The 21,491-nt window shown below is 68.2% G+C and carries 22 protein-coding genes; 12 read left to right on the forward strand and 10 right to left on the reverse strand.

Features of this window, described 5'->3' with window-relative positions:
• Window positions 1-13: 13 nt before the first annotated feature.
• On the reverse strand, window positions 14-967 hold the full coding sequence (locus ACQP1O_RS06805) for an SIS domain-containing protein (RefSeq protein WP_433565016.1): 954 nt from the start codon (window positions 965-967) through the stop codon (window positions 14-16).
• Between the two features lie 158 nt (window positions 968-1,125).
• Here ACQP1O_RS06805 and ACQP1O_RS06810 point away from each other — a divergent pair, with 158 nt between their 5' ends.
• The 4 genes from ACQP1O_RS06810 to ACQP1O_RS06825 are packed head-to-tail and all read left to right on the forward strand — an operon-like array spanning window position 1,126 to window position 4,872.
• On the forward strand, window positions 1,126-2,367 hold the full coding sequence (locus ACQP1O_RS06810; protein WP_433565017.1) for an extracellular solute-binding protein: 1,242 nt from the start codon (window positions 1,126-1,128) through the stop codon (window positions 2,365-2,367).
• The gene (locus ACQP1O_RS06815) at window positions 2,364-3,263 is read left to right on the forward strand and encodes a carbohydrate ABC transporter permease (RefSeq protein WP_433565018.1); all 900 of its coding nucleotides are present in this window, start codon (window positions 2,364-2,366) and stop codon (window positions 3,261-3,263) included. Before ACQP1O_RS06810 ends, ACQP1O_RS06815 begins: the two co-directional genes overlap by 4 nt.
• A complete protein-coding gene (locus ACQP1O_RS06820) occupies window positions 3,260-4,084 on the forward strand; it encodes a carbohydrate ABC transporter permease (RefSeq protein WP_433565019.1) in 825 nt (274 codons plus the stop codon). Before ACQP1O_RS06815 ends, ACQP1O_RS06820 begins: the two co-directional genes overlap by 4 nt.
• Entirely contained in the window at window positions 4,081-4,872 is a 792-nt protein-coding gene (locus ACQP1O_RS06825) for a DeoR/GlpR family DNA-binding transcription regulator (protein ID WP_433565020.1), read from the forward strand. The genes ACQP1O_RS06820 and ACQP1O_RS06825 overlap by 4 nt, the downstream gene beginning before the upstream one ends.
• Before the next feature lie 11 nt (window positions 4,873-4,883).
• Here ACQP1O_RS06825 and ACQP1O_RS06830 read toward each other — a convergent pair whose 3' ends face one another.
• The 3 genes from ACQP1O_RS06830 to ACQP1O_RS06840 form a co-directional block, all read right to left on the reverse strand.
• The gene (locus ACQP1O_RS06830; protein WP_433565021.1) at window positions 4,884-5,690 is read right to left on the reverse strand and encodes a DUF1460 domain-containing protein; all 807 of its coding nucleotides are present in this window, start codon (window positions 5,688-5,690) and stop codon (window positions 4,884-4,886) included.
• Between the two features lie 61 nt (window positions 5,691-5,751).
• Window positions 5,752-7,221 carry an AIM24 family protein gene (locus ACQP1O_RS06835; protein ID WP_433565022.1) on the reverse strand — a complete coding sequence of 490 codons (1,470 nt, stop codon included), beginning with the start codon at window positions 7,219-7,221 and terminating at the stop codon, window positions 5,752-5,754.
• Window positions 7,222-7,383: 162 nt separating this feature from the next.
• Entirely contained in the window at window positions 7,384-8,016 is a 633-nt protein-coding gene (locus ACQP1O_RS06840) for a TetR/AcrR family transcriptional regulator (RefSeq protein WP_433565023.1), read from the reverse strand.
• Between the two features lie 111 nt (window positions 8,017-8,127).
• Here ACQP1O_RS06840 and ACQP1O_RS06845 point away from each other — a divergent pair, with 111 nt between their 5' ends.
• Genes ACQP1O_RS06845 through ACQP1O_RS06870 form a run of 6 tightly spaced genes read left to right on the forward strand, consistent with a single transcriptional unit; the run spans window position 8,128 to window position 14,874 of the window.
• Window positions 8,128-9,540 (forward strand): flavin-containing monooxygenase, encoded by a 1,413-nt coding sequence (locus ACQP1O_RS06845; protein WP_433565024.1) that lies wholly within the window; start codon window positions 8,128-8,130, stop codon window positions 9,538-9,540.
• A 37-nt stretch (window positions 9,541-9,577) separates the two neighbouring features.
• Window positions 9,578-10,822, forward strand: a complete 1,245-nt coding sequence (locus tag ACQP1O_RS06850; protein ID WP_433565025.1) for an NADH:flavin oxidoreductase/NADH oxidase family protein — start codon at window positions 9,578-9,580, stop codon at window positions 10,820-10,822.
• A gap of 17 nt (window positions 10,823-10,839) precedes the next feature.
• Window positions 10,840-11,640 carry an SDR family NAD(P)-dependent oxidoreductase gene (locus ACQP1O_RS06855; RefSeq protein ID WP_433565026.1) on the forward strand — a complete coding sequence of 267 codons (801 nt, stop codon included), beginning with the start codon at window positions 10,840-10,842 and terminating at the stop codon, window positions 11,638-11,640.
• Between the two features lies 1 nt (window position 11,641).
• Window positions 11,642-12,424, forward strand: a complete 783-nt coding sequence (locus ACQP1O_RS06860) for an acetoacetate decarboxylase family protein (RefSeq protein ID WP_433565027.1) — start codon at window positions 11,642-11,644, stop codon at window positions 12,422-12,424.
• 36 nt (window positions 12,425-12,460) lie between these two features.
• Window positions 12,461-13,585: a hypothetical protein gene (locus ACQP1O_RS06865; protein WP_433565028.1), complete on the forward strand. Its 1,125-nt coding sequence runs from the start codon at window positions 12,461-12,463 to the stop codon at window positions 13,583-13,585.
• A gap of 14 nt (window positions 13,586-13,599) precedes the next feature.
• Window positions 13,600-14,874, forward strand: coding sequence for a cytochrome P450 (locus tag ACQP1O_RS06870; RefSeq protein WP_433565029.1), 1,275 nt, complete (start codon window positions 13,600-13,602; stop codon window positions 14,872-14,874).
• Here the strand turns inward: ACQP1O_RS06870 and ACQP1O_RS06875 are convergent.
• Both ACQP1O_RS06875 and ACQP1O_RS06880 read right to left on the reverse strand, forming a co-directional pair.
• Complete coding sequence (locus ACQP1O_RS06875) at window positions 14,858-15,499, reverse strand: cysteine hydrolase family protein (protein WP_433565030.1); 642 nt, start codon at window positions 15,497-15,499, stop codon at window positions 14,858-14,860. The genes ACQP1O_RS06870 and ACQP1O_RS06875 overlap by 17 nt on opposite strands.
• A 7-nt stretch (window positions 15,500-15,506) precedes the next feature.
• Window positions 15,507-15,833: a hypothetical protein gene (locus tag ACQP1O_RS06880; RefSeq protein ID WP_213557582.1), complete on the reverse strand. Its 327-nt coding sequence runs from the start codon at window positions 15,831-15,833 to the stop codon at window positions 15,507-15,509.
• 69 nt (window positions 15,834-15,902) lie between these two features.
• Between ACQP1O_RS06880 and ACQP1O_RS06885 the strand changes: the two genes are divergently transcribed.
• Window positions 15,903-16,241, forward strand: a complete 339-nt coding sequence (locus ACQP1O_RS06885; RefSeq protein ID WP_433565031.1) for a winged helix-turn-helix transcriptional regulator — start codon at window positions 15,903-15,905, stop codon at window positions 16,239-16,241.
• Between the two features lie 21 nt (window positions 16,242-16,262).
• On the opposite strand, the gene ACQP1O_RS06890 is transcribed toward ACQP1O_RS06885, so the two are convergent.
• From ACQP1O_RS06890 to ACQP1O_RS06900, 3 genes are all read right to left on the reverse strand, one after another.
• Window positions 16,263-16,457: a hypothetical protein gene (locus ACQP1O_RS06890; protein WP_433565032.1), complete on the reverse strand. Its 195-nt coding sequence runs from the start codon at window positions 16,455-16,457 to the stop codon at window positions 16,263-16,265.
• A 111-nt stretch (window positions 16,458-16,568) separates the two neighbouring features.
• Complete coding sequence (locus tag ACQP1O_RS06895; protein ID WP_433565033.1) at window positions 16,569-17,816, reverse strand: glycosyltransferase 87 family protein; 1,248 nt, start codon at window positions 17,814-17,816, stop codon at window positions 16,569-16,571.
• A gap of 168 nt (window positions 17,817-17,984) precedes the next feature.
• A complete protein-coding gene (locus ACQP1O_RS06900; protein WP_433565034.1) occupies window positions 17,985-18,854 on the reverse strand; it encodes a LysR family transcriptional regulator in 870 nt (289 codons plus the stop codon).
• Between the two features lie 83 nt (window positions 18,855-18,937).
• Here ACQP1O_RS06900 and ACQP1O_RS06905 point away from each other — a divergent pair, with 83 nt between their 5' ends.
• A complete protein-coding gene (locus tag ACQP1O_RS06905; RefSeq protein ID WP_433567600.1) occupies window positions 18,938-19,945 on the forward strand; it encodes a bile acid:sodium symporter family protein in 1,008 nt (335 codons plus the stop codon).
• A gap of 4 nt (window positions 19,946-19,949) precedes the next feature.
• Here the strand turns inward: ACQP1O_RS06905 and ACQP1O_RS06910 are convergent, their stop codons facing one another.
• Entirely contained in the window at window positions 19,950-21,341 is a 1,392-nt protein-coding gene (locus tag ACQP1O_RS06910; protein WP_433565035.1) for a nucleobase:cation symporter-2 family protein, read from the reverse strand.
• Window positions 21,342-21,491: the final 150 nt, after the last annotated feature.

Here is a 21,491-nt window from a genome sequence, read left to right on the forward strand (position 1 = left end):
CACGGCACACCCATCAGCCCAGGATGACCGATCGCGTCAGGTTGCGCGGGTGATCGGGGTCCAAACCCAGGTCGGCGGCCCGCAGCAGGCACAGCAGGTGCACTCGCACCAGCTCGGCCAAGGGGTCGATGTCGCGCTGCTCGACATGTGCTCCGGTGGCGCGGATGTCGTCCGTGAGCCCGGGCGGCTGCGGGCCCAGCGCCCACACCGCGCGGCCGGGTCCGGCGATGCTGATGGGGCCGTGCCGGTACTCGGTGGACAGGTAGGACTCGGTCCAGGAGCGGCACGATTCGCGCAGCTTCAGCGCGGCCTCGTCGGCGATCGCGGCGGCGAAATCCATTCCCACGAAAGTGATCTGCTCGGCATCGCGGACACTGTTCAGCGCAGCGGGGTCGTGGTCGGCGAGCACGGCCCGGGCCTGTGCGATCACCGGGCGCAGATCCTCGCCGAGGTGCCAGCGCAGCAGCGCCAGCGTCGTTGTGGCGAACCGGGTTTGGACCACCGATCGCTCGTCCACCTCGTCGATGAGGATGGGGTCGGCCAGCTCGAGCACCGGCGTGCCGGGGCTGGAGCTGATGACCGTGCGCGGAATCTCCTCGGGCAGTGTGGAGATGGCGTCCAGCACCTCGGTGGTGGTGCCGGAGCGGCAGATCACCAGATAGCGGTCGTAGCCGCGGCCGATCCCCGCGAGATCGCGCAGGCGCGGATCGCCCGCCGGCCAGGCGTCGGTGAGCCCCTGCCCGGCGGATTCGCGCAGTGCCGCGAAGGCGCGGGCCATGAACAGCGAGGTGCCGCAGCCGAGTACGGCCACCCGTTCGCCCGAAACGGGCAGCAGGTGGCGGTGCGCGGCGGCGGTGGCTGCGGCGCGGGCCCAGTCGTCGGGCTGGGTTGAGACCTCACCCGCGAGATGGGATCCGGCGGCCGGATGGCTTGCGGGGATGGAGATTCGATTTGCCTCGGGCAGCACGTACCCAGGATCAACCCAGTGATCGTTCCTGTCAATTTTCCCGGCCAAACGATCACATTCGAGCAGACTTCGCGTTAGATTCGGACATACCGAATCGTTCGCTTCATTCATCATCCGCGATTCGCGTCGCAGGGTGTGCAGATTGAGGAGCCCTTGTCGTGAAACGTCCACTGCGCGGCGCACTTTCCTCGGTGGCGCTGCTGACCGGCCTGGTGCTGACGGTGTCCTCCTGCGGTTTCGGCGGGAGCAAATCCGACGACTCGGACCCCAATACGCTCACCTTCCTCGCGCCGACCTACAGCGACGGGACCAAGGCCGAGTGGGACGCCATCATCGCGGATTTCCAGAAGGCCAATCCGGACGTCAAGGTCAAACTCTCGATGGAGTCCTGGGATTCGATCAATGATGTTCTGCGCACCAAACTGCAGTCCAAGGGCACCACACCCGACATCCTGAACATCGACGCCTATTCGACCTACGCCACCGACGGCCAGCTGTACCCGGCCACCGATGTCGCCGACCCCGCGGTGATCGCCGACATCCAGCCCGGCTTCGCCAAGAACGCGTCCATCGACGGAACCCAGTGGGCGCTACCACTTTTCGCCTCCACCCGCACGCTGTTCTACAACACCGAACTCTTCGCCAAGGCGGGCATCGGCGCACCGCCCCGGACGTGGACGGAGCTCACCGACGACGCCAAGAAGATCCAGGCCCTCGGCGGCGTCTCCGGGTACGGGCTGCCGCTGGGCAGCGAGGAGGCCCAGGGCGAGACCTCCATCTGGACCTTCGGCGCGGGAGGCACCTGGTCCGACGGCGACAAGGTCACCGTCGACACCCCGCAGAACCTCGAGGGCGTGCGGGCCATGAAGGCCATCGCGGACGCCGGTGCGACCGAACCGAATCCGGGCGCCACCAACCGGCTCGACGTCATCAATGCGTTCATCCAGGGCAAGATCGGCATGATCGAGGGGCTGCCGCCCACCATCAGCCAGATCGCCGCCAAGAATCCGAGCCTGAAGTACGCCACCGCACCCTCGCCGACCAAGACCGGCGACCCGTCCACCCTCGGTGTGGCCGACCACCTGATGGCCTTCAAGAAGGACGGCACCAAGGCCGCGGCCATCAAGAAGTTCCTCAGCTACTTCTACTCCGCGGCCGTCTACGCCAAGTTCGTCAGCGGCGAGCACTTCATCCCCATTACCACCAGCGGTGCAGCGGCACTCACCGACGATCCCGTCACCAAGGCGTTCGCCGCCACCCTGCCGGTCGCGAAGTTCTATCCGAGCAACAACCCGAAATGGGGTGCCGCACAGGGCGCCATCCGGCAGCAGATGGGCACGATCGCGCAGGGCAGCGACCCGGCCTCGGTGCTGCAGAAGATTCAGCAGGCGGCGAGTTGAGGGGCGTCGCCTCCCATCGATCCACGGCCACGCTGCGCGCGTTGCCGTGGATCGGCCCTGTGCTGGTCCTGATCGCGGCGGTGGTGGCCTATCCGGCCGGGTACATGATCTGGACCTCGACCCGCGACCTGAGCGCCTACGGGACCGACCGCGGCCCGGCCGGATTCGCCAACTTCCGCAGGCTGTTCGCCATCGACGAACTGCCCGCGATCCTGGCGCACACCGTGGTGTGGGTGGTGGCGGTCGTGGTGATCACGCTGGTGCTCTCGGCGGGGCTGGCGCAGTTCCTGAACAAGGACTTCCCGGGGCGGACGGCGGTGCGGCTGGCCATCCTGGTGCCGTGGGCGGCGTCGGTGGTCATGACGACCACCATCTTCGACTACATGCTGGATCCGGATGTGGGGATCGCCAACCGGTTCCTGGTCGATATCGGAGTGCTGGATCGGGGTTTCGGATTCACCAAGCAGCCGGGGCCGGCGTTCCTGGTGGCCATCGGGGTGGCGGTGTTCGTGTCCGTGCCGTTCACGACCTACACGATTCTGGCGGGGCTGCAATCGATTCCGTCCGATATCGACGAGGCGGGGCGGGTCGACGGGGCGAGCTCCTGGCAGCGGTACCTGTATCTGACACTGCCGCAACTGCGTCCGGCCATGGCGGTGGCGACGGTCATCAACATCATCAACTCGTTCAACTCGCTGCCGATCCTGCAGGTGCTGACCGGCAGCATCGCGGGCTTCTCGGCGGACACCACGACCACGTTGACCTTCAAGCTGATTCGGCAGAATCAGCAGGTCGCCACGGCAGCCGCCATGAGCGTGCTGAACTTCGTGCTGATCCTGGTGATCATCGCGATCTATGTGAAGCTGATCCGGCCTGCCGGCGAGGAAGCCCGATGACCCGGCGCCGGTGGGGGCTCACGGCCGTCGGCGCGGTGCTGGCGGCGGTGTTCCTGCTGCCCTATCTGGTCATGGTGCTCGGGTCGCTCGAGCCGCGTTCGGAGATCCTGCGGATCCCGCCGGCCTACCTGCCGCGGCAGTGGCGTCCGGACAACTACGCCACCATGTGGCACACGCCGGAGACGCCGCTGCCGTTCAATCTGGTGAGCACCCTGGTGATCTCGGTGTTCGGGACGCTGCTGGTGCTGGTGGTGGCCATTCCGGCCGCGTATTACACCGCGCGGCGGCGGTTTCCGGGCAAGACGCTGTTCCTGGGTCTGGTGCTGGTCACCCAGATGCTGCAGCCGACCGTGCTGGTGACCGGCCTGCTGCGCGAGTTCTTCACCCTCGGTATCAACGACACCTGGCTCGCCATGATCCTGGTGAACGGCGCGTTCAATCTGTCGTTCGCGGTGTGGATCCTGCACAGCTTCTTCGCCGGGGTGCCGGTCGAGGTGGAGGAGGCCGCCCAGCTGGACGGGCTGAACCGCTGGCAGATCCTGACCCGGGTGAGCCTGCCGCTGGTATGGCCGGGCATCGTCACCGCCACCGTGTTCGCCTTCGTCTCGTGCTGGAACGAATTCGCCGCCAGCCTGGTCATTCTCACCACGCCGGAGAATCAGCCGCTGTCGGTGGCGCTCACCAAGTTCGTCGGGCAGTACGACGTGGCTTGGCAATATGTGTTCGCCATCTCTACCGTCGGCATCGTGCCCGTCGTGATTCTGTTCGCGCTCATCGAGAAGCGCCTGGTCGCCGGCCTGACCGCCGGCAGCGTCAAATGACCGCTCCCGCAGACCGTTCCCGGCGCTGGAATCGCCTGCTGGAACTGCTCGCCGACGCGGGCCGCCTCTCGGTCGAGGAGGCCGCCGCCCGCCTCGGTGCGTCCCCCGCCACCATCCGGCGCGACTTCACCGCGCTCGCCGACCAGGGTCTGGCCACCCGCACCCACGGCGGCATCGTCGCCACCGCCGTCGCCTACGACCTCCCCGCCCGCTACCGCGGCAGCGCCGACGAGTCCAAACAGCGCGTCGCCGAACACGTTGCGGCCCTGATCGATCCGGCCGAAGTGGTGGCGCTCAACGGCGGCACCACCACCACGGCCGTGGCCCGCGCCCTGGCCGCGCGCCCCGACCTCCCCACCTCCACCGACCATGAACTCACCATCGTCACCAACGCCCTCAATATCGCCGCCGAACTGGTCCTGCGCCCCCACCTGCGCACCATCTGCCTCGGCGGCCTGGCCCGCCGCGAGTCCTACGAACTCCACGGCCCCCTGGCCGCCCTGGCCCTGGCCGAATTACGCCTGGACACCGTGATTCTCGGCGTCGGCGCGATCTCCGCCGAGGGCGGCGCCCAATGCCGCCACCTCGACGAGGCGGGCATCAATGCCGAAATGGTCCGCCGCGCCCACCGCGTCATCGCGGTCGCCACCGCCGACAAACTGAACCGCACCGCTCTCGCCCGCATCTGCCCCATCGACGCCATCCACGTCCTGGTCATCGACCGCGACGCCGACCCCGCCGCCCTCACCCCCATCCGCGACGCCGGCGTCGAGGTGCATCTGGTCTGAGCGCGGCCGAATCAGTTCGGGCGCAGCACGACCAGGCCCGGGACCGTGGTGAGGTACTGGGTCAAGGGGGTGTCGACGACCTGGTTGTCGGCGGTCAGGGAGGAGGCGTTGCGGAACATCGGGCCGTTCGGGGTGCTGATGAAGACGCCCACGTGGGAGACGTCGAGGCCGGCGTCGGGGGTGTAGGCGCCGAGGTAGTCGCCGGTGTGGAGGGCGGTGATGACGGCGTTGTCGAAGGAGCCGCTGGGGATGTAGGTGATGTCGCGGTCCACCACCGGGATGCCCGGAAGATAGTTGCCGCCATCGGCTTTCGCGTTGAGGTGCTTGGTGACGGTGACCGCGGCGGGGGTGAGGGTGGGGGTGATGTCGGTGGCGGCGATGCGGTTGACGGCGGCCCAGTCGGTGAAGAAGTGCTTGCGGCTGGTGAATTCGACCCGGCCGTCGGCGTAGCGGGTGGCCACCAGGTTCTGGATGAAGTCTGCGCGGGTGGTGGAGCGGCTCAGGGCTTCCACGTAGTCGAGGTAGGTGAAGCAGTCGACGCGGCGGAAGTCGATGACCAGCTGTTCGGGCTGGGTGGCGGAGCCCATGAGCATGTTCGCGCCGTAGGGGGTGCCGAGGAAGCGGCTGGAGAGCTGGGCGATCGCGTCGGTCCGGGTGCCCGTGATCGAGTTGCGCAGGGCGAGCAGCACGTCCAGCTGCTGCGAGGTGGCCTCGTCGAGCGACGGGTCGGCGGGGATGGCCATGGCCTGGGAGGGCGCCAGGGCCAGCGCGGAGACCAGTGTGACCAGCATCAGCAGGATTCGGGTGAGTGTGCGCAAAACCCCTCCATCGGAACGAGACGTGCCTCTCGAACCTAACAGCTGATCGGTGAACTGCGGGTCAGCCGAGCAGGCCGCCGAACATGCCGCCCGACTGCCCGGCCTCCTGACCGCCGCCGGTCCCACCGATGAAACCGCCCGGCGGCAGCTCGGAGGGCTGCACGATGACGAAGCCGCGGCCCGAGAACGACAGGGTCAGGCCCTCGCCGGTGCTGCGGCCGATCAGGCGGCTGAAGCCGAAGGAGTCATTGCGCTTGATGCCGGTCTGCAGGCTGGACGACCAGGCCACCGCGGCCTGCGGATCGGCATAGGTCGGCTGGTCGACATTCAGGACCACGGGGGAGCCGTGGGTGGTGATGGCGATCCGGCCGCGACCGGTGAAGACGCAGTTGAAGAAGCCCGCATTGCTGGCGTAACCGGCCGCGCCCTGGACCCTTTGGATCTTGTAGGACAGCGTGGAGTCGAAGGCCAGCACGTTCGCGCCATTGATGGTCAGGCCGTCAGTGCCGTCCAGGTCCACGATGTGCACATCGGAGGCGGCATTGGCCAGGAACAGATCCCCGCGCCCCGACACCTGCATGAGCGGTACGCCCTCACCGGTGAGCCGCTGCTGGATCGCCCGCCCGATCCCACCCGACCCGAGCGCCTTGAACTGCAGATCGCCCTGATAGGCCACCATCGATCCGGCCCGCGCGAGGGTCTCCCCGTCGACCGCCACCCGGATCATCTTGCCGCCCTGCTTCTGAATGCCGTAGCCGCTGACCTCGGCATGATTCGGATGGAACAGCTCGCTCTGCACGGACGGAACTCCTTGTGGCGCGGAATGATTCGGGACGGGGGCCGCGGGCGGATAGGACGGCGGCGCGAAGGACTGCGGGGCCATGGGCATCTGCTGCGGCGCGGCGGGCGGCTGGAATTGCTGGGCAGGCAGGGTGGGCGGCAACGGCATCGGCTGCGCGGCGGGGTTGGGTTGTGTCGGCGGATATTGCGCAGGCTGGGGCGGCGCGGCCGGTTGCGCTGGGAGGCCCTGCGCCGGAAGCGTAGGGGCGGGTGCCGTTTGGGCCTGCACCGGCGGTTCGGGGTCGTCGTCGATGGTCACGCCGAAGGCCTCGGCCAGTCCGGCCAGGCCGTTGTCGTAGCCCTGGCCGACCGCGCGCACCTTCCACGCGTCGCCGCGGCGGTAGATTTCGACACAGACGACGGCTGCCTCGCTGGTCAGGCCGTTCATCGGGAAAGTCAGTGTGCCCGCAGGGGATCCGATGGCGGCGGTGAGCGTCCCGGCGGCGGCGAAGGTGGCGGGCCCGCTGCCGTCGAGGCTGGCGGTGATGGCGACCCGATCCACGTCGGCGGGCAGGGCGGAGGTCTGGATGTCCACCATGTCCCCGGCACCGCGGCCGTGCCGGTAGACCACGCCGGGACCGACTGGTTGGTTGAAGAAGATGAAGTCCCCGTCCGACCGCACCCGCCCGTTCGCGCCCAGGAGCAGCGCGGATACATCGACTGCGGCGGAGCAGGTTACGGTGACCGTCATCAGATCAGCGGGCGCGGGCCGATTCTCCCCGCGGGCGAGCGCCGTCACCGCGGCCTCTCGCGGTCGGTGCGGACCTGTTCGGGCGAAAGACGATTCACAGCATCCAGTCTCCCGAATGGCGGGATCAATGGCTATCCGGGTGTTCCCCCAGATGTTGCCGGATCAGTCACCCGGCTTCCGGAAGGCGGGCAGCGCCGGGATCAATGTCGCGGCGAAATCACGGATGCGCTGGGGTGGATAGGCTTCCGGATCGGCCAGAACCAGGCGGCCCGCCTCCCAGAACAGGGCGTACATGGTTCGCGCGGTGAGCTCGATGTCCACGGTGTCGAGCCGATCGGCCGGGATCGCCTCGCGCACGAAGACTTCCAGTGCCGCGATGAACGCCTGCCGTCCGCTCTCCAGGCGTTGACGGAACGTCGGGGTGCTGGCGTCGACCAGCAGGAAGACCGCGCGCCAGCGATCGGGCGCGGCCTGAATGGCGGACAGGAAGTGCTCGAGGCTGTCGGTCACGGCCGCGACCGGGTCGCCGGTGGACGCGAGCGGCACGGCGGTCGCCATCTGCATGAGGGCCGCGGTCTCCTCGCGATCCAGGGAAGCGCGCAGCAGGGCATTGGAGTCCTCGAACAGGCCGTAGATGACCGGCCGGCTCACCCCGGCCTCGCGAGCGACGGTGTCGATGGACACCTTGTGGATGCCCTGCTCGACGATGACGCGCAGCACCGCGTCGAGCAGTTGTTCCCGGCGCTGCTCGGGTGCCATTCGCGGGGCGTAAGCGCGGTTTCGACGCTCGGTCATGCTCACCGTCCACCTCTCTGATCAGGGGCCCGTCTTGACAACCGGCACCGCCGAGCAAATACTACACTCACTGTAGCTACACAGACTGTAGCTTTTCATCGGGAGGTCGCAATGGCGCGTCGGTACTGCATCATCGGGGCGGGATACACCGGGTTGGCGGTCGCGAAGGCATACACCGACCTCGGTCTGGACTACGACCACCTCGAGGCCACCGACGCCATTGGCGGCAACTGGTCGCACGGGGTGTACGACTCGACGTACCTGATCAGCTCCAAGGACGTCACCGAGTACCCGGACTACCCGATGCCCGCCGACTACCCGGACTTCCCGAGCGCCGCGCAGATGCGGGACTACCTGCGCGCCTTCGCCGCCGAATTCGGGCTCGATCACCGCATCGAATACGACGCCCCGGTCGCCGATGTCACGCCGCAGGACGAAACCGGGCTGGCCGGGTGGCGGGTGGTACTCGCGAACGGCGAGGTGCGCGCGTACGCCGGAGTCGTCGTCGCCAGCGGCCACTACTGGGACGTCAATATCCCTTCGTACCCGGGCGAATTCACCGGCAAGCGGATCCATTCCAAGAACTACAAGCGGCCCGCCGACCTGGACGGTCCGCGTGTCCTGGTGGTCGGCGCGGGCAACTCCGGCTGCGATTTGGCCGTGGAAGCCGCGGTGACCTTCGGCAATTCGGAGATCTCCCTGCGCCGCAGCTACTGGTTCATCCCGAAGTACGTGTTCGGCATTCCGAGCAGCAAGTTCGATGTCGGCTCGGTGCCGATCCCGAAGGTCGCGCAGGAGGCCGTCTTCCGGTCCATCGTCGCGCTGGGTATGGGCAGCTTCGGCAATTTCGGGCTGGCCAAGCCCGAACACCGCATCTTCGATCAGGACCTGGTGGTCAACCAGCAGCTGCCGTACTTCCTCAAGCACGGTCGCATCGCCGTGCGCCCCGAGATCGAGCGATTCGACGGGCGCACCGTGTATTTCGTCGACGGCACCAGCGGTGCCTACGACACCATCGTCTGGGCGACGGGATTCAAGACCACCTTCCCGTTCCTGCGCGACGGCCTGCTCGACTGGGAGCGCGGCCAGCCGCGGCTGGTGGCGCATACCTTCGCACCGGGCCTGGCCAATCTGTGCTTCGCCGGACTGGTCGCCCCGCGCTCGGGCGCGGGCATGCTGCTCATGAACTCCGCCCGCCTGCTCGCCGAGGCCGCACTGCTGCAACAGCGGATGCGCACCCCGGTCGGCGACCTCTACGCCCACATCGTGAAGCCGTCGGGCGAAATCCTCGCGGGCGGACCGGAATTGCGTTGGGAGGCGCTGCGGGGCCGGTTCCTGGTGCGCACCATGACCCAGCTGTCCACGCTGCGCGCACTGCTGTCCGGTGGGGCCGCACCGTCCGGGGCGAACGGATCGACCCTCGCGAACGACGCGAGTGCGGCCGAGCCCCAGCCCAATGCGGTCCGCGACCTCCCGCGCGCGGTCTTGCGCCCGATCCTCGCCCTCGCCCGCAATATCGCCTGACCTCCACACTCCCTCCCCGACACCAGGAGTCCCGCCCATGCCAGCCAAGACCCGCAAGCCGCGCACCGTCGCCGTCGACAGCCCCCTCACCCTGCCGTGCGGCATCACCCTGCCCAATCGGATTGCCAAGGCGGCCATGAGCGAACAGCTCGGCGAGCTCGACGGCGCGCCCAGCCAGACGCTGACCCGGCTGTACAGCGCCTGGGGGCGCGGCGGCGCGGGGTTGCTCATCACCGGCAATGTGATGATCGATCGCCGCGCCTACGTCGAGCCCCGCAATGTGACCCTCGAGGACGACCGGCATCTCGAAGCCGTCGGCAATTGGGCGCGGGCGGGCGCACGCGAGGGCTCGGTCACGGTCATGCAGATCAACCATCCGGGGCGGGTCGCGGTGGGACCGCTGCACCGGCGTCCGGTCGGCCCGTCGGCGCTGCGGCCACAGGCGGTCGGCTTCAATCTGCGCAGGCCGCGGGCCCTTTCGCTCGATGACCTCGCCGATCTGCGCCGCCGCTGTGCGCGGACCGCGGAACTGGCGGTGCGCGCGGGTTTCGCGGGTGTGCAGGTGCACGCCGCGCACGGATATCTGCTGTCGCAGTTCCTCTCGCCGCTGGCCAATCAGCGCACCGATGAGTACGGCGGGACGCCGGAGAACCGGCGGCGACTGTTGCTCGAGGTGGTGGCCGACGTGCGAAGGGCCATCGGGCCCACCGCGATTCTCTCGGTAAAGCTGAATTCGGCAGACTTCCAGCGCAGGGGGCTGGAAGAGGCCGAGTCTCTCGAAATCGCATTCGCCTTGGAGCAGGCCGGAATCGATCTGCTCGAGGTGTCGGGCGGCAACTACGAGACCCCCGCCATGACCGGTGCGGTCGCCGACAGCACCCGCGAACATGAGGCGTACTTCCTGCGCTACGCCGAGCAGCTGCGACAGCGTTCGGCGTTGCCGCTCATGCTCACCGGCGGCGTGCGGACCCTCGATTTCATGAACGATGTCCTGGCACACGGCGCGGTCGACGTGATCGGCCTGGGCCGCCCGTTCGCGGTCCAGCCCGACATCGCCGCCGACCTGCTGGCCGGAACTCGCGAGCCGGTGGCGCTGCCGACCGCGCCACGCCTACCGATTCCCGGTGCCACGCCGATCAATTCGTATCTGCAGCTGGCCTGGCACGCCGCCAACTTCCGACGCATCGCGGCGGGCGAGAAGCAGGTGAGCGGCCCGGGCGCGGTGCGCACCCTGGTCGCCGCCGGGATCACCGTGACCGCCCGCGCGCTCACCCAATTCTGACCGCCGAGGAGTACGCCATGAGCCTTCCCGAACCCACCGCCAGCAGCCGGGCCGTCGTCACCGGAGCCTCTTCGGGCATCGGCGTCGCGCTGGCAGAAGGTCTTGCCCGGCGCGGATATTCGCTGATCCTCGTCGCCCGTCGCGAGGACCGGCTGAAGGAGCTGGCCGACTCACTGTCGAATCGCTACGGCGTCGAGGCCGAGATCCGCGCCGTCGACCTGTCCGACCGCGAGCAGCGCGGCAAACTGTGCGTGGAGCTCGACGCCCGCGATATCGCCGTGCTCTGCAACAACGCCGGCTTCGCCACTTACGGTGAGTTCGCCAATGCCAACCGGACGCGCGAGCGCCAGCAGGTCGAGCTGAATGCTGTTGCGGTGCACGACCTCACGCTGGCTGTGCTGCCCGGCATGGTGGAGCGCGGTGTGGGCGCGATTCTGATCACCGGATCGACCGCCGGAAACCAGCCCGGCCCCGGCAATGCCGGCTACGCCGCCACCAAAGCCTTCGCCAACACCCTCGCCGAATCCCTGCACAGCGAGCTGACGGGGACCGGCCTGAGCTGCACGCTGCTCGCCCCAGGTCCCGTCCGCACCGAATACGCCGAAGTCGCCGAGGTCCCCAACCTGGACAAGCTGGTTCCGGGGCCGCTGTGGGTGAGCGCGGAACAGGCTGCCGAGGAGGCGATCGCGGGCATGGCCGCCGGTCGTCGCCGGGTCGTCCCGGGCGTTTTCGCCAAGGTGCAGACCGTGAGCGGCCAGTACACCCCGCGTGCGGTCATCGGTCCCGTGCTGCGCGCCGTCTATCGAAAGGTCAAATGACATGAACTGGGAACCGGCCCTCCGCACCGTGGGCCGCTCGCTCGGCGCGGACCTCGATCGCCTGTGGTCGATCGCCAATCCGCGCGGCAGCTTCTACCGCGACGCTCGCTACTTCTCCGCGACTGTCGAAGTCGATCCCGACAAGATGAAGCAGTGGCTGCCCGCCGGGCTGCGCCTGGCCGAACCGGCCCGCGCGGATGTGTTCACCGCCTACTTCCCGGACTACAACTACGGCACCGAGGGCTATCACGAGGCCGCGGTCTTCGCGCACGTGAAGACCTTGCAGGGCACGGGGATCCACTGTCCGTGGATGATCCTCGACGACGACGTCGCGCTGATCCTGGGCCGCGAGGGAGCCGGTTACCCCAAGAAGCTCGGCGAGATCGACTGGACGCTGGGCGATTCCGAGATCCGTGCCGAGGCGGGCCGCCGCGGTGCCAAACTGGTCAGCATGGGTGGACGACTCGGTGAGGTCATCGAGAACGCGCCGCCGTTCCTGGGCCGCCCGCACCGCAATGTCATGGGCCTGCTGGGGGTGGCGTTCCCGTCGTTCCTGGTCGGGTTCACCCCGCGCGAGGAGGTCGTCGAGGCCCGCCGGGTGGAAGACTTCACCCTCGAACTCGGTGGCTCCGAACGCGATCCAATCGACCAAATGGGTCTGGGCCGGGTCATCGAGGCCAGACTGCACCGGGTCGACCTGTTTGCCGCCGGTCTCCCGCCGATCCCGCTGCGACCGCTCAGCCCCCTGTTCGCCGCCAGTCACCTGCGGCCTCGGGTGCTCTGACACCGCGTCCCCGACCAGCATTTCCAGGAGGCTCCCATGAGCATCGCCGAACGCCTCGTCACCGAGCCGCTCGCCATTCCGCGCCCGGCCACCACCGCGCCGTTCGCCCGCATCGACACCTTCGACAAGGCGCTCACCGCGCCCGGTGGCTACGGTGCAAGGCTGCGGGCCTGCCGCACGGCCGCACTGGATTTCAAGCGTGAGTTCGCCGTCGGCGGGCGCCCGGATTCGGTGCGTACCCACGACCTGATCTCGCTTCCATACCCGACCCGGTACGGGCTGTTCCGGGCCGCGATCAGCCCGACACCGTTCGTCACCATCAGCAATCGCATGCTGATCGTGCGGTGGACCGACAGCGACGGCACCAAGCGGACGCTGCTGTTCGAGCCCAGTGATCACGAACTCGACTCCTACACACCGTATTTCGCGGAGCTCCAGAGGTACACGCCCGGGCCGCTGCGCAATCTGTTCGTCACCGCGCACACCGATGTCCTGTCGGCCTGCCGCGCGGCCGGGGTCGACCCGGCCGAGGTCGACTACCTCGCCTTCGATCACCTGCACACCCAGGACGTGCGCCGCTGGCTCGGCACCACCCGGCCGCAGGCCGACATCAGCCCGGAACGGGCTGTGTCCGCGGCCTTCCCGAACGCCAAGCTGCTCGCCCAGCGCGAAGAACTCGAGGCCATGGCGGACCTGCATCCGTTCCAGCGGCCCTGGTACCAGCCGGGCACCTTCGTGGATCTGCCTCCGGAGAAGATCCTGCCGCTGGACGGCAGCGTGCTGTTGGGTCCTGGCGTTGCGTTGATCTCGACACCCGGCCATGCCATGGGCAATCAGTCGCTGGTGCTCAATACCGACAGCGGCATCTGGGCGATCAGCGAAAACGCCATCGCCACCGAATGTCTCACACCGGAGCACTCGAAGATCCCGGGCCTGTCCGGTTCCACGCGGTCCTGGGGGCACGAGGTGGTGCTCAATGCGAACACCATCGAAACCACCTACGAGCAGTACAACTCGCTGGTCATCGAGAAGACCATCGTGGACGTGTCCCAGCAGGATTCGCGCTTCCTGCAGTTCTTCCCCTCCAGTGAGCTGACCGGGGCGCTGCTCAACCCCGGCACCTCGCCCACCTTCACCCATCGCGCGATCCGGCACGGCTGACCCGGGCGATATCCGTGACTACCGCACCCTCCCCGGCCACCCCGGGCTTTTTCGCCGGGCTGCTCGACCCGGCCAACCGTGCCGACCCCTACCCGCTCTACGACCGAATGCGCGAGCACGGGCCGGTCCGGCTCGGCGGCGGGCCGGTGGTGGTCCTCACCTCCTATCGGGACTGCGCGGCCGTGCTGCGGCATCCGGCCGCGGTAGTGGAGCGGCGGCACGCGTCACTGCCGCTGGGCCCGACCCCCACCCACGACCTGGCGGGCGAGCGGGCGGCGGAACTGACGGGAACCAACTCGTTCCTGTTCCGGGACGCGCCCGATCACACGCGGTTGCGGCGGCTGGTGGCCAAGGCGTTCACGCCGGCGGTGGTGCGGGGGATGACCCCGCGCATCACCGCGATCGCGGACGGCGCCCTCGACCGGGCCGCCGAGCGCGGGCGGCTGGATGTGGTGGCGGATCTGGCGTATCCGCTGCCGATCACGGTGATCTGTGAGTTGCTCGGCGTGCCCCTCGAGGACGAACCCCGTTTGCGGCAGTGGTCGAGCATGCTGGCGCGCACCCTCGACCCGGTTTCGGGGAAGTCGACCACCGGTCGCCCCGATCCGGTCGAGTTGGTGCGCGCCAACAACGAATTGCACGACTACTTCGAACAATTGGCGCGAGAACGGCGGCGGCGGCCCAGCGATGATCTGCTGTCCGCGCTCATCAGGGCCGAGGAGTCCGGTGATGCGCTGACTCACGAGGAGCTGATCGCCACCTGCGGGCTGCTACTCATCGCCGGCCACGAGACCACCGTCAACCTCATCGCCAACGCCACCCTGGCCCTGCTGGGCCACCGGCATCACCTGGCCATCCTGCGCACCGCGGGGGCCTTCGCGGCGCCGGTGATCGAGGAGACCCTGCGCTACGACCCGCCGGTGCAACTGGTTCCGCGCATCGCCCGCGACCCGATTGCCTTGCCGGGCATCGAGATCGCGGCGGGCGACATGATCGTCATGCTGCTCGCCGCCGCCAACCGAGATCCGGAGGTCTTCGCGGAGCCCGGCCGGTTCGACCCGGCCCGCGAGAACCGGCACCTGGCCTTCGGTCTCGGCCAGCACTTCTGCCTGGGCGCACCGCTGGCCCGGCTGGAGGCCGATATCGCCCTGACCCGATTCGCGCGGCGCGTGCGCGAACCCCGGCTCGACTGCGAGCGTCCGCCGTACCGGGAACACGTCACGCTGCGCGGGCCGGCCGCGATCCCGTTGTCCTACACCGGGATTCTTCCCGCTAGCGGCGATTCATGAGCGCACTGAGGGCATCGGTGCGGGTGGTGCGGGAACCGCCCGCGAAGGCCAGTCCGGCCAGCGAGCGTTCGGCCGCCTCGGCGTGGCCCGCACCGCAGGCGTCGGTCACCACGATGGGCAGGTAGCCGAGGTCGGTGGCGTGCCGCACCGTGGGTTCGATGCCGACCTCCATGGCGATGCCCGCCACCGCGAACGCGCCGATTCCCAAGTCCCGCAGGGCGATATCGAGTGGCGTCCCGGCGAACGCCGACATGGTGATCTTGTCGAAGACGACCTCGTCGGGACCCGGGGACAGCTCGGGCACCAACTGGTACTGCGGCGAGCCCTGTGCGAAGGCGGCCCGCACCTCGGCCGGATCGTCCACGTGCTGCCACTCCATGGCGGTGCGCAACTGCGAAATCCCCGCCGCCGCCGGAGGAATCGACATGTGCCGGGTATAGAAGACACGGAAACCGTTCGCCCGCGCCGCATCCCGCAACTGCACACAGGACTTCACGATGCTCTCGCCGTCGGGCAGCTGCCCCACGATGCCGACCTGCATGTCGTAGATCAGCAGCGCCATGCGCTCCGGGTGGCAGACGTCCTCGACGGTTTGCGGGATGGTCAGGCCGTAGGCTTGTCGCATGACGGCCTCACCGGGTGCGGTCGTAGGGTTCCGCGACATCCACCGAGGCGTCCATCAGCGCCTCGATCGGCAGCGGCGCCGTGACCGGCACATACGTCCACTCCAGGAAGCCCTTCTTGGTGAGCGGGAAGTCGTTCACGTACCGCTGCGCCTCCTCGACACTGTCGACCTCGAACACGATGACCACCCCCGGCTCGTCGGCGCGGGCATAGTTCTCCCGAACGATGCCCGCCTTCCACAGCCGCCACACATTGGCGACCTCCTCGGGCAGATACGGGGTGATGGTCTCCAGCGTGACGCCGGGCTTGAATCGATCGAATGTAATGACCTTCATGGGAATCCATGAAAGTCCCATGATTACAGTGTTACAAGAACGCACTTTTCGGTAAGTACCGGAGGCGAGATGCCGGCGAAGCGCTACCACTGCCCGGTCGAGGTGACCGTCGATCTGATCGGGGGCAAATGGAAGGCGGTCATTCTGGCGCACCTCAAGGAGGGGGTGCGGCGATACGGGGAGTTGCGGCGGCTCATGCCGGACACCAGCGAGAAGATGCTGGTTCAGCAGTTGCGGGAGTTGGAATCCGACGGCTTGGTGCGGCGCACGGTGTTTCCCGCTGTACCGCCGCAGGTGGAGTACGACCTCACCGACGAGGGGTGGAGCCTGGTCCCGGTGCTGACCGCACTCTACGAGTGGGGTGAGAAGCGGAGCGCGCGAACGGGTCTCGTCATCGAGAAGCCATGACGCGCCCCGCGTCCGGGTTCGTCAGGCGGCGCGGTCGGTGCGCTCCGTGTGGTCCGGTCCCCTTCCGTCCGCCTCGCACTGCGCCCGGTGCATGGCGCACCGGTACTTCGGCCCCGGCTTGATGAAGGCGGGATCCAACCGCTGGGCGAAGGTGAGGTTGTCACGCCGCCAGCAATCGATGCACACCGGCTCCTTCATGGCGTCCTCCTCGGTCATCGCTCGCGAAAGGTATGCGCGAGAGGGATTCCCATCCCCGGCCTGATTCGGATATACCCCCGGCAACTCTTCCATAACGGATGCGGCCAAATAGCCGACCGGTCGGATTGTCTATCCGCGATCGGGGGAGCGCCGGAGGCGGGCGATCAGGCCGCCCAGGATGACCACGTAGACGATGACATAGCAGTTCAGCAGGATCTGCGAGATCGGCCAGGACGGCGGGAACAGGAACCAGCCGACCACCACCCAGCGATCGGACCAGTGGTAGGCCCAGGCGCCGGTGGTCAGGTAGAGGAAGCCGGCCGCCGACCACCAATGCGGTTCCGACGCGGCACGGTTGACCAGGTAGACGAACAGCGGCAGGAACCAGACCCAGTGGTGGTTCCAGGAGAACGGGGAGACCGCGCACGAGGTCAGGCCCGCGGTGGTCACGGTGAGCAGCTTCTCACCGCGGCTGTAGAGCGCCGCCGCGAGCAGCAGTCCGCCGACCGCGACCGGGACTGCGATCAGCAGCCACAGCCACTGCGGCACCTGATGGCCCGAGAGATGGGCGATCGTGCCCCGCAGTGACTGATTGGCCGGCTGAATGTCGGGGGCGATGCGGTCGGACTGGAAGAACGTCCTGGTCCAGTACTGCTTCGAATCGGACGGGAGGACGGCGCCGGCGACCAGGATCGTCATGACGAAGGTGGTCGCGGCCACCACGGCCGCCCGCCACTGCCGCAGCACCAGGAACTGCGCCACGAAATACAGCGGCACCAGTTTGATGCCCGCGGCCAGCCCGACGCCCATGCCGCGCAATCGGCTGCCCTCCGGGCGCGAGAAATCCCACAGGATCAGCGCCATCAGGACGAGGTTGATCTGGCCGTAGTACAGCGTGGTGCGCACCGGCTCCAGGAACATGACCGTCGCGGCCAGCAGAGCACTGATCCCGGCGAGCCGCCAGGTGAGGCGGTGGCCGAGTACGCGCCAGCACAACAGGACACAGCCGTAGAGCACGCAAATGTTCAGTGCCAGCCAGGAATTCGTGACGTAACCCCACGGCACCATCAGGATCGGCAGGAACATCAGCGTGGAGAACGGCGTGTAGGTGAAGGACAGGCCGCGATGCGTCGTCTCGGTGTAGAGCGGATGGTCGTGGTAGATCTTCCACGCGCCGTCCCGGTACACGTGGACGTCGAAGCCACCCGCCAGAAAACCCACCTGGTCCAGCCACGGATCCACGGTCGTGAAGATCAGCACGAGCGACAGCACCGCACCGAAGGCCAGCACGATCAGCGTCGTTCTGCTCCATACCGGCGGTGGCCCACCGGAATCCGCAATGACAGCACTGTCGTTCGTCCTTGCACCGATCAACACCAGACCCACCTCGGATGTGCGATACACGCTGCCGGGCTCGAGAGATGCTGAACACGAACGCTTCAGCCCGCCCGCCTTGACGCTGCCGGCCATCGGCCGGCCGATCCGCGCTCTGCGTAGCGCGAATTCGGATTCTCAGCACCCTACCGTCCACGGCGGGCGGTGCGGTCACATGCCCGACCGCGTGGTCTGGAGTGATAGGCGGCGCGCATTGGCGATGATGGCGTCGGCCAGCGCCTGCTCGGGATCCGCGAGGCGGGTGCGGCGGTGCATGAGAACGAAATCCAGTTCCCCCAATTCGGGTAGCCGGGGGTCGGTGAGCGGGACCAGCCCATCGGGCAGCACACCCGCCGCGTGCGCGATCACCCCGAGCCCGGCCAGGGCCGCCGCCCGCAGTCCGAGCAGGCTGTCGCTGACACACGCGACCCGGCAGGTGCGGCCCGCGTGCTCGAGCGCGCGCAATGCCTGCTGCCGGGTCAGGCTCGGCTCCGGATAGGTGACCAAGGGCACAGGATCCTCGAATTCCGTTGTGGCCGAACGCCCTGCCCACGCCAGCCGGTCCCGCCACAGCAGGGTGCCGTGCCGCTCTCCCGGCAGCCGCTTGCCGAAGACCAGGTCGAGTTCGCCTGCGGCCATACGGGATTTGAGGGTCTCGCTCAGGCCGACGGTGAGCTCGAGATCCACGCCCGGGTGGGTGCGCTGGAACTCCACCAGGATGTCCGGGAGCGCGCGGGCCATCACATCGTCGGACGCGCCCAGCCGGACCAGGCCGGTGAGGGCGGAACCGGAGAAGTAGGCCTGGGCCTGGGCCTGCGCGTCGAGGATCGCGCGGGCGAAGCCGATCATGGCCGCGCCGTCGGCGGTGAGCGCCAGATTGCGGGTGTCGCGGCGGAACAGCTCCCGCCCGGCGGCCTGTTCCAACCGGGCGATATGGCCGCTCACGGTGGACTGGCGCAGGCCCAGCTCACGGCCCGCGGCGGTGAAGCCGCCGGCCCGCTCCACGGCCAGGAAGGTGCGTAGCAGTTCGGGTTCGAACATGCGGGTAATTATCGCGTATCGCGATGAGAGATATCGGATCGAACGACTATCGCGATCAGCATCCGCGCTCCTACCGTCGAAATGTGCAGCTCCTCGCCAAACTCCGCATCGACTCCTTCATGCTGGGCATCCTCGCCACCGTGGCGCTGGCCGCCCTGCTGCCCGCGCGCGGCGACGCGGCCGAGGTACTGGACTGGGCCACCAAGATCGCCATCGCGGTGCTGTTCCTGCTCTACGGCGCCCGCCTGGAACCCCGTGAGGCCCTGGCCGGACTACGGCACTGGCGACTCCACTCCGGAGTGCTGGCAGCCACTTTCGTGATCTTCCCGCTGCTGGGCCTGGCCCTGCGGGTGCTGGTGCCGAGCGTGCTCACCCCGGACCTCTACACCGGTGTGCTGTTCCTGTGCCTGGTGCCCTCGACGGTGCAGTCCTCCGTCGCCTTCACCTCGATGGCCCGGGGCAATGTGGCGGGCGCGGTGGTGAGCGCCTCGCTGTCGAATCTGATCGGCGTCTTCGCGACGCCGCTGCTCGTGATGGCCTGCATGAACACCACGGCGGGCGTGCATGTTTCACCGTCGGCGGTGCTCACCATCGTGGTCCAGCTGCTGCTGCCTTTCCTGGCCGGGCAGCTGCTGCGCCCCCGCCTGGGCTGGGTGCTGAGCCATCCGGCCGCCACCAAGACGGTGGACCGCGGCTCGGTCTACCTGGTCGTCTACGCGGCGTTCAGTGCCGGTGTGACAGCGGGCATCTGGCACGATCTGTCGGCCCGGGTGCTGGTGTCCACGGCGCTGGTATGTGCCGCCCTGCTGGCCACCGTGCTGGCGCTCACCTCGCTGGGTGGCCGCCTGCTCGGCTTCTCCCGCGCGGACCGCATCGTGCTGACCTTCTGCGGTTCCAAGAAGAGCCTCGCCACCGGCCTGCCCATGGCATCGGTGCTCTTCGCCGGGCATCCGGTCGGCCTGATCGTGTTGCCGCTCATGATCTTCCACCAGATCCAGCTCTTCACCTGTGCGGCCCTGGCCCAGTGCTATGCCCGCCGGGCGGACCCGGCGGAAGCCGAGTTGCCCAGCGGTGCAGTGGAACCGGTGTGATCGGTCAGTGCGCCTCGTTCACCGGTGTTCCGGTCTTGCTCGCACCCCAGTGATTGAAGAGCAGATTGAGCACGAAGACCACGATCACGGCCGAGGTGATCGGGCTGCCCGCGATCATCTGGAAGTCGGCCGGGAACTTGGTGTAGATGTTCGGGGCCACCGCCGGCAGCAGTGCCACCGACAGCGTGACCGCGATGATCAGCATATTGCTGGTGCCCTCGAACTGGACCTTGTGCAGCACTCGCAGCCCGACCGCGGTGACCATGGCGAACATGACCGTGGCCGCGCCGCCGATCACCGGACCCGGCAGTGCCGCGACCACACTGCCGACCTTGGGCACCAGCCCCAGCGCCACCAGCATGCCGCCGCAGGCCGCGACCACCCAGCGGCTGCGCACGCCGGTCAGCCCGACCAGCCCGACATTCTCGGCGAAGGCGGTGTCGGGGAAGGAGTTCATGAATCCGGCCAGCACCGCGGAGAGTCCGTCGGCGGCCAGGCCGCGTCCCAGATCCGCGGGCTCGAGCTGCTTGTCGACCATTTCGGCGACGGCGACCATATCGGCGGTGGACTCGGTGAAGGTCACCAGCATGACCACGCACATGGAGATGATCGCGCCGAGATGGAACTCGGGCGCGCCGAAGATGAACGGCCGCGAGATCGCGAACCAGCCCGAGGACCCGACCGCCGACATGTCGACCAGGTGCATGGGCACCGCCACCAGCGTGCCGATCGCGACACTGATCAGCACGGCCAGCTGGGCGATCAGCCCGCGGGCGAAACGGTGGATCACCACGATCAGCCCGATGACCAGACCGGCAAGCGCAATATGCGAAATCTGGCCGTAGTCGGCCGCTTTCGGGTCGTCGCCGGCGATCAGCCCGGCGTCCGCGCCGATCAGCGACAGCCCGATCACACAGATCACGCAGCCCGACACCAGCGGCGGGAAGAACCGCACCACCTTGGCGAAGAAGCGGGCGATGACCAGACCGAACACGCCCGACACCAGGATCGCGCCGTAGACGGTGGGCAGCCCGGCCTCGCCGCCGCCGAACTGCTGCGCGATCAGGATCATGGGCGAGACCACGGTGAAGGTCGCGCCCGCGACCACCGGCAGCCGGACACCGAGAATCCGGCCGATGCCGACCGACTGGATGATGGTGACGATGCCGGAGACCAGCAGATCGGCGTTCACCAGCAGGCCGATGGTGTGGGCCGGTAATTTCAGCGCTCCGCCGACGAGCAGCGGCACCGCGACCGCGCCCGCGTACATGATCGCCAGGTGCTGCAGGCCCAGCAGCGCCAATCGTGGGGGCGGCGGGATTTCGTCGACCGGATGCCGGGGCCGGACGACGCCGATATCGGGTTTACGGGAGGGGCGCGAAAAGCGCATTTGCATGATGCCTCCTGGAACGCGTGAACAACGGCCGGAACAGGCCGCGACCACGACCCGAATGATGGCGCAGGAAATACCTCTCCCGCAGCAGATTGTTCGATTGTCCAGCCGGTTCGGCGCGCCTCCCGGCCGCCTTCGTATTTTCCTACAGAA

It is taken from the genome of Nocardia sp. CA-151230 (assembly GCF_050942175.1).
GTDB lineage: Bacteria > Actinomycetota > Actinomycetes > Mycobacteriales > Mycobacteriaceae > Nocardia.

What these genes read in the sequence shown, in the direction of transcription:
- ACQP1O_RS06840 (WP_433565023.1), bottom strand. Translation starts at nt 8,016, where the DNA reads ATGACCGAGCGTCGAAACCGCGCTTACGCCCCGCGAATGGCACCCGAG.
- ACQP1O_RS06880 (WP_213557582.1), bottom strand. Translation starts at nt 15,833, where the DNA reads ATGAAGGTCATTACATTCGATCGATTCAAGCCCGGCGTCACGCTGGAG.
- ACQP1O_RS06860 (WP_433565027.1), top strand. Translation starts at nt 11,642, where the DNA reads ATGAACTGGGAACCGGCCCTCCGCACCGTGGGCCGCTCGCTCGGCGCG.
- ACQP1O_RS06885 (WP_433565031.1), top strand. Translation starts at nt 15,903, where the DNA reads ATGCCGGCGAAGCGCTACCACTGCCCGGTCGAGGTGACCGTCGATCTG.
- ACQP1O_RS06875 (WP_433565030.1), bottom strand. Translation starts at nt 15,499, where the DNA reads ATGCGACAAGCCTACGGCCTGACCATCCCGCAAACCGTCGAGGACGTC.
- ACQP1O_RS06855 (WP_433565026.1), top strand. Translation starts at nt 10,840, where the DNA reads ATGAGCCTTCCCGAACCCACCGCCAGCAGCCGGGCCGTCGTCACCGGA.
- ACQP1O_RS06845 (WP_433565024.1), top strand. Translation starts at nt 8,128, where the DNA reads ATGGCGCGTCGGTACTGCATCATCGGGGCGGGATACACCGGGTTGGCG.
- ACQP1O_RS06890 (WP_433565032.1), bottom strand. Translation starts at nt 16,457, where the DNA reads ATGACCGAGGAGGACGCCATGAAGGAGCCGGTGTGCATCGATTGCTGG.
- ACQP1O_RS06825 (WP_433565020.1), top strand. Translation starts at nt 4,081, where the DNA reads ATGACCGCTCCCGCAGACCGTTCCCGGCGCTGGAATCGCCTGCTGGAA.
- ACQP1O_RS06820 (WP_433565019.1), top strand. Translation starts at nt 3,260, where the DNA reads ATGACCCGGCGCCGGTGGGGGCTCACGGCCGTCGGCGCGGTGCTGGCG.
- ACQP1O_RS06850 (WP_433565025.1), top strand. Translation starts at nt 9,578, where the DNA reads ATGCCAGCCAAGACCCGCAAGCCGCGCACCGTCGCCGTCGACAGCCCC.
- ACQP1O_RS06910 (WP_433565035.1), bottom strand. Translation starts at nt 21,341, where the DNA reads ATGCAAATGCGCTTTTCGCGCCCCTCCCGTAAACCCGATATCGGCGTC.
- ACQP1O_RS06835 (WP_433565022.1), bottom strand. Translation starts at nt 7,221, where the DNA reads ATGACGGTCACCGTAACCTGCTCCGCCGCAGTCGATGTATCCGCGCTG.
- ACQP1O_RS06900 (WP_433565034.1), bottom strand. Translation starts at nt 18,854, where the DNA reads ATGTTCGAACCCGAACTGCTACGCACCTTCCTGGCCGTGGAGCGGGCC.
- ACQP1O_RS06865 (WP_433565028.1), top strand. Translation starts at nt 12,461, where the DNA reads ATGAGCATCGCCGAACGCCTCGTCACCGAGCCGCTCGCCATTCCGCGC.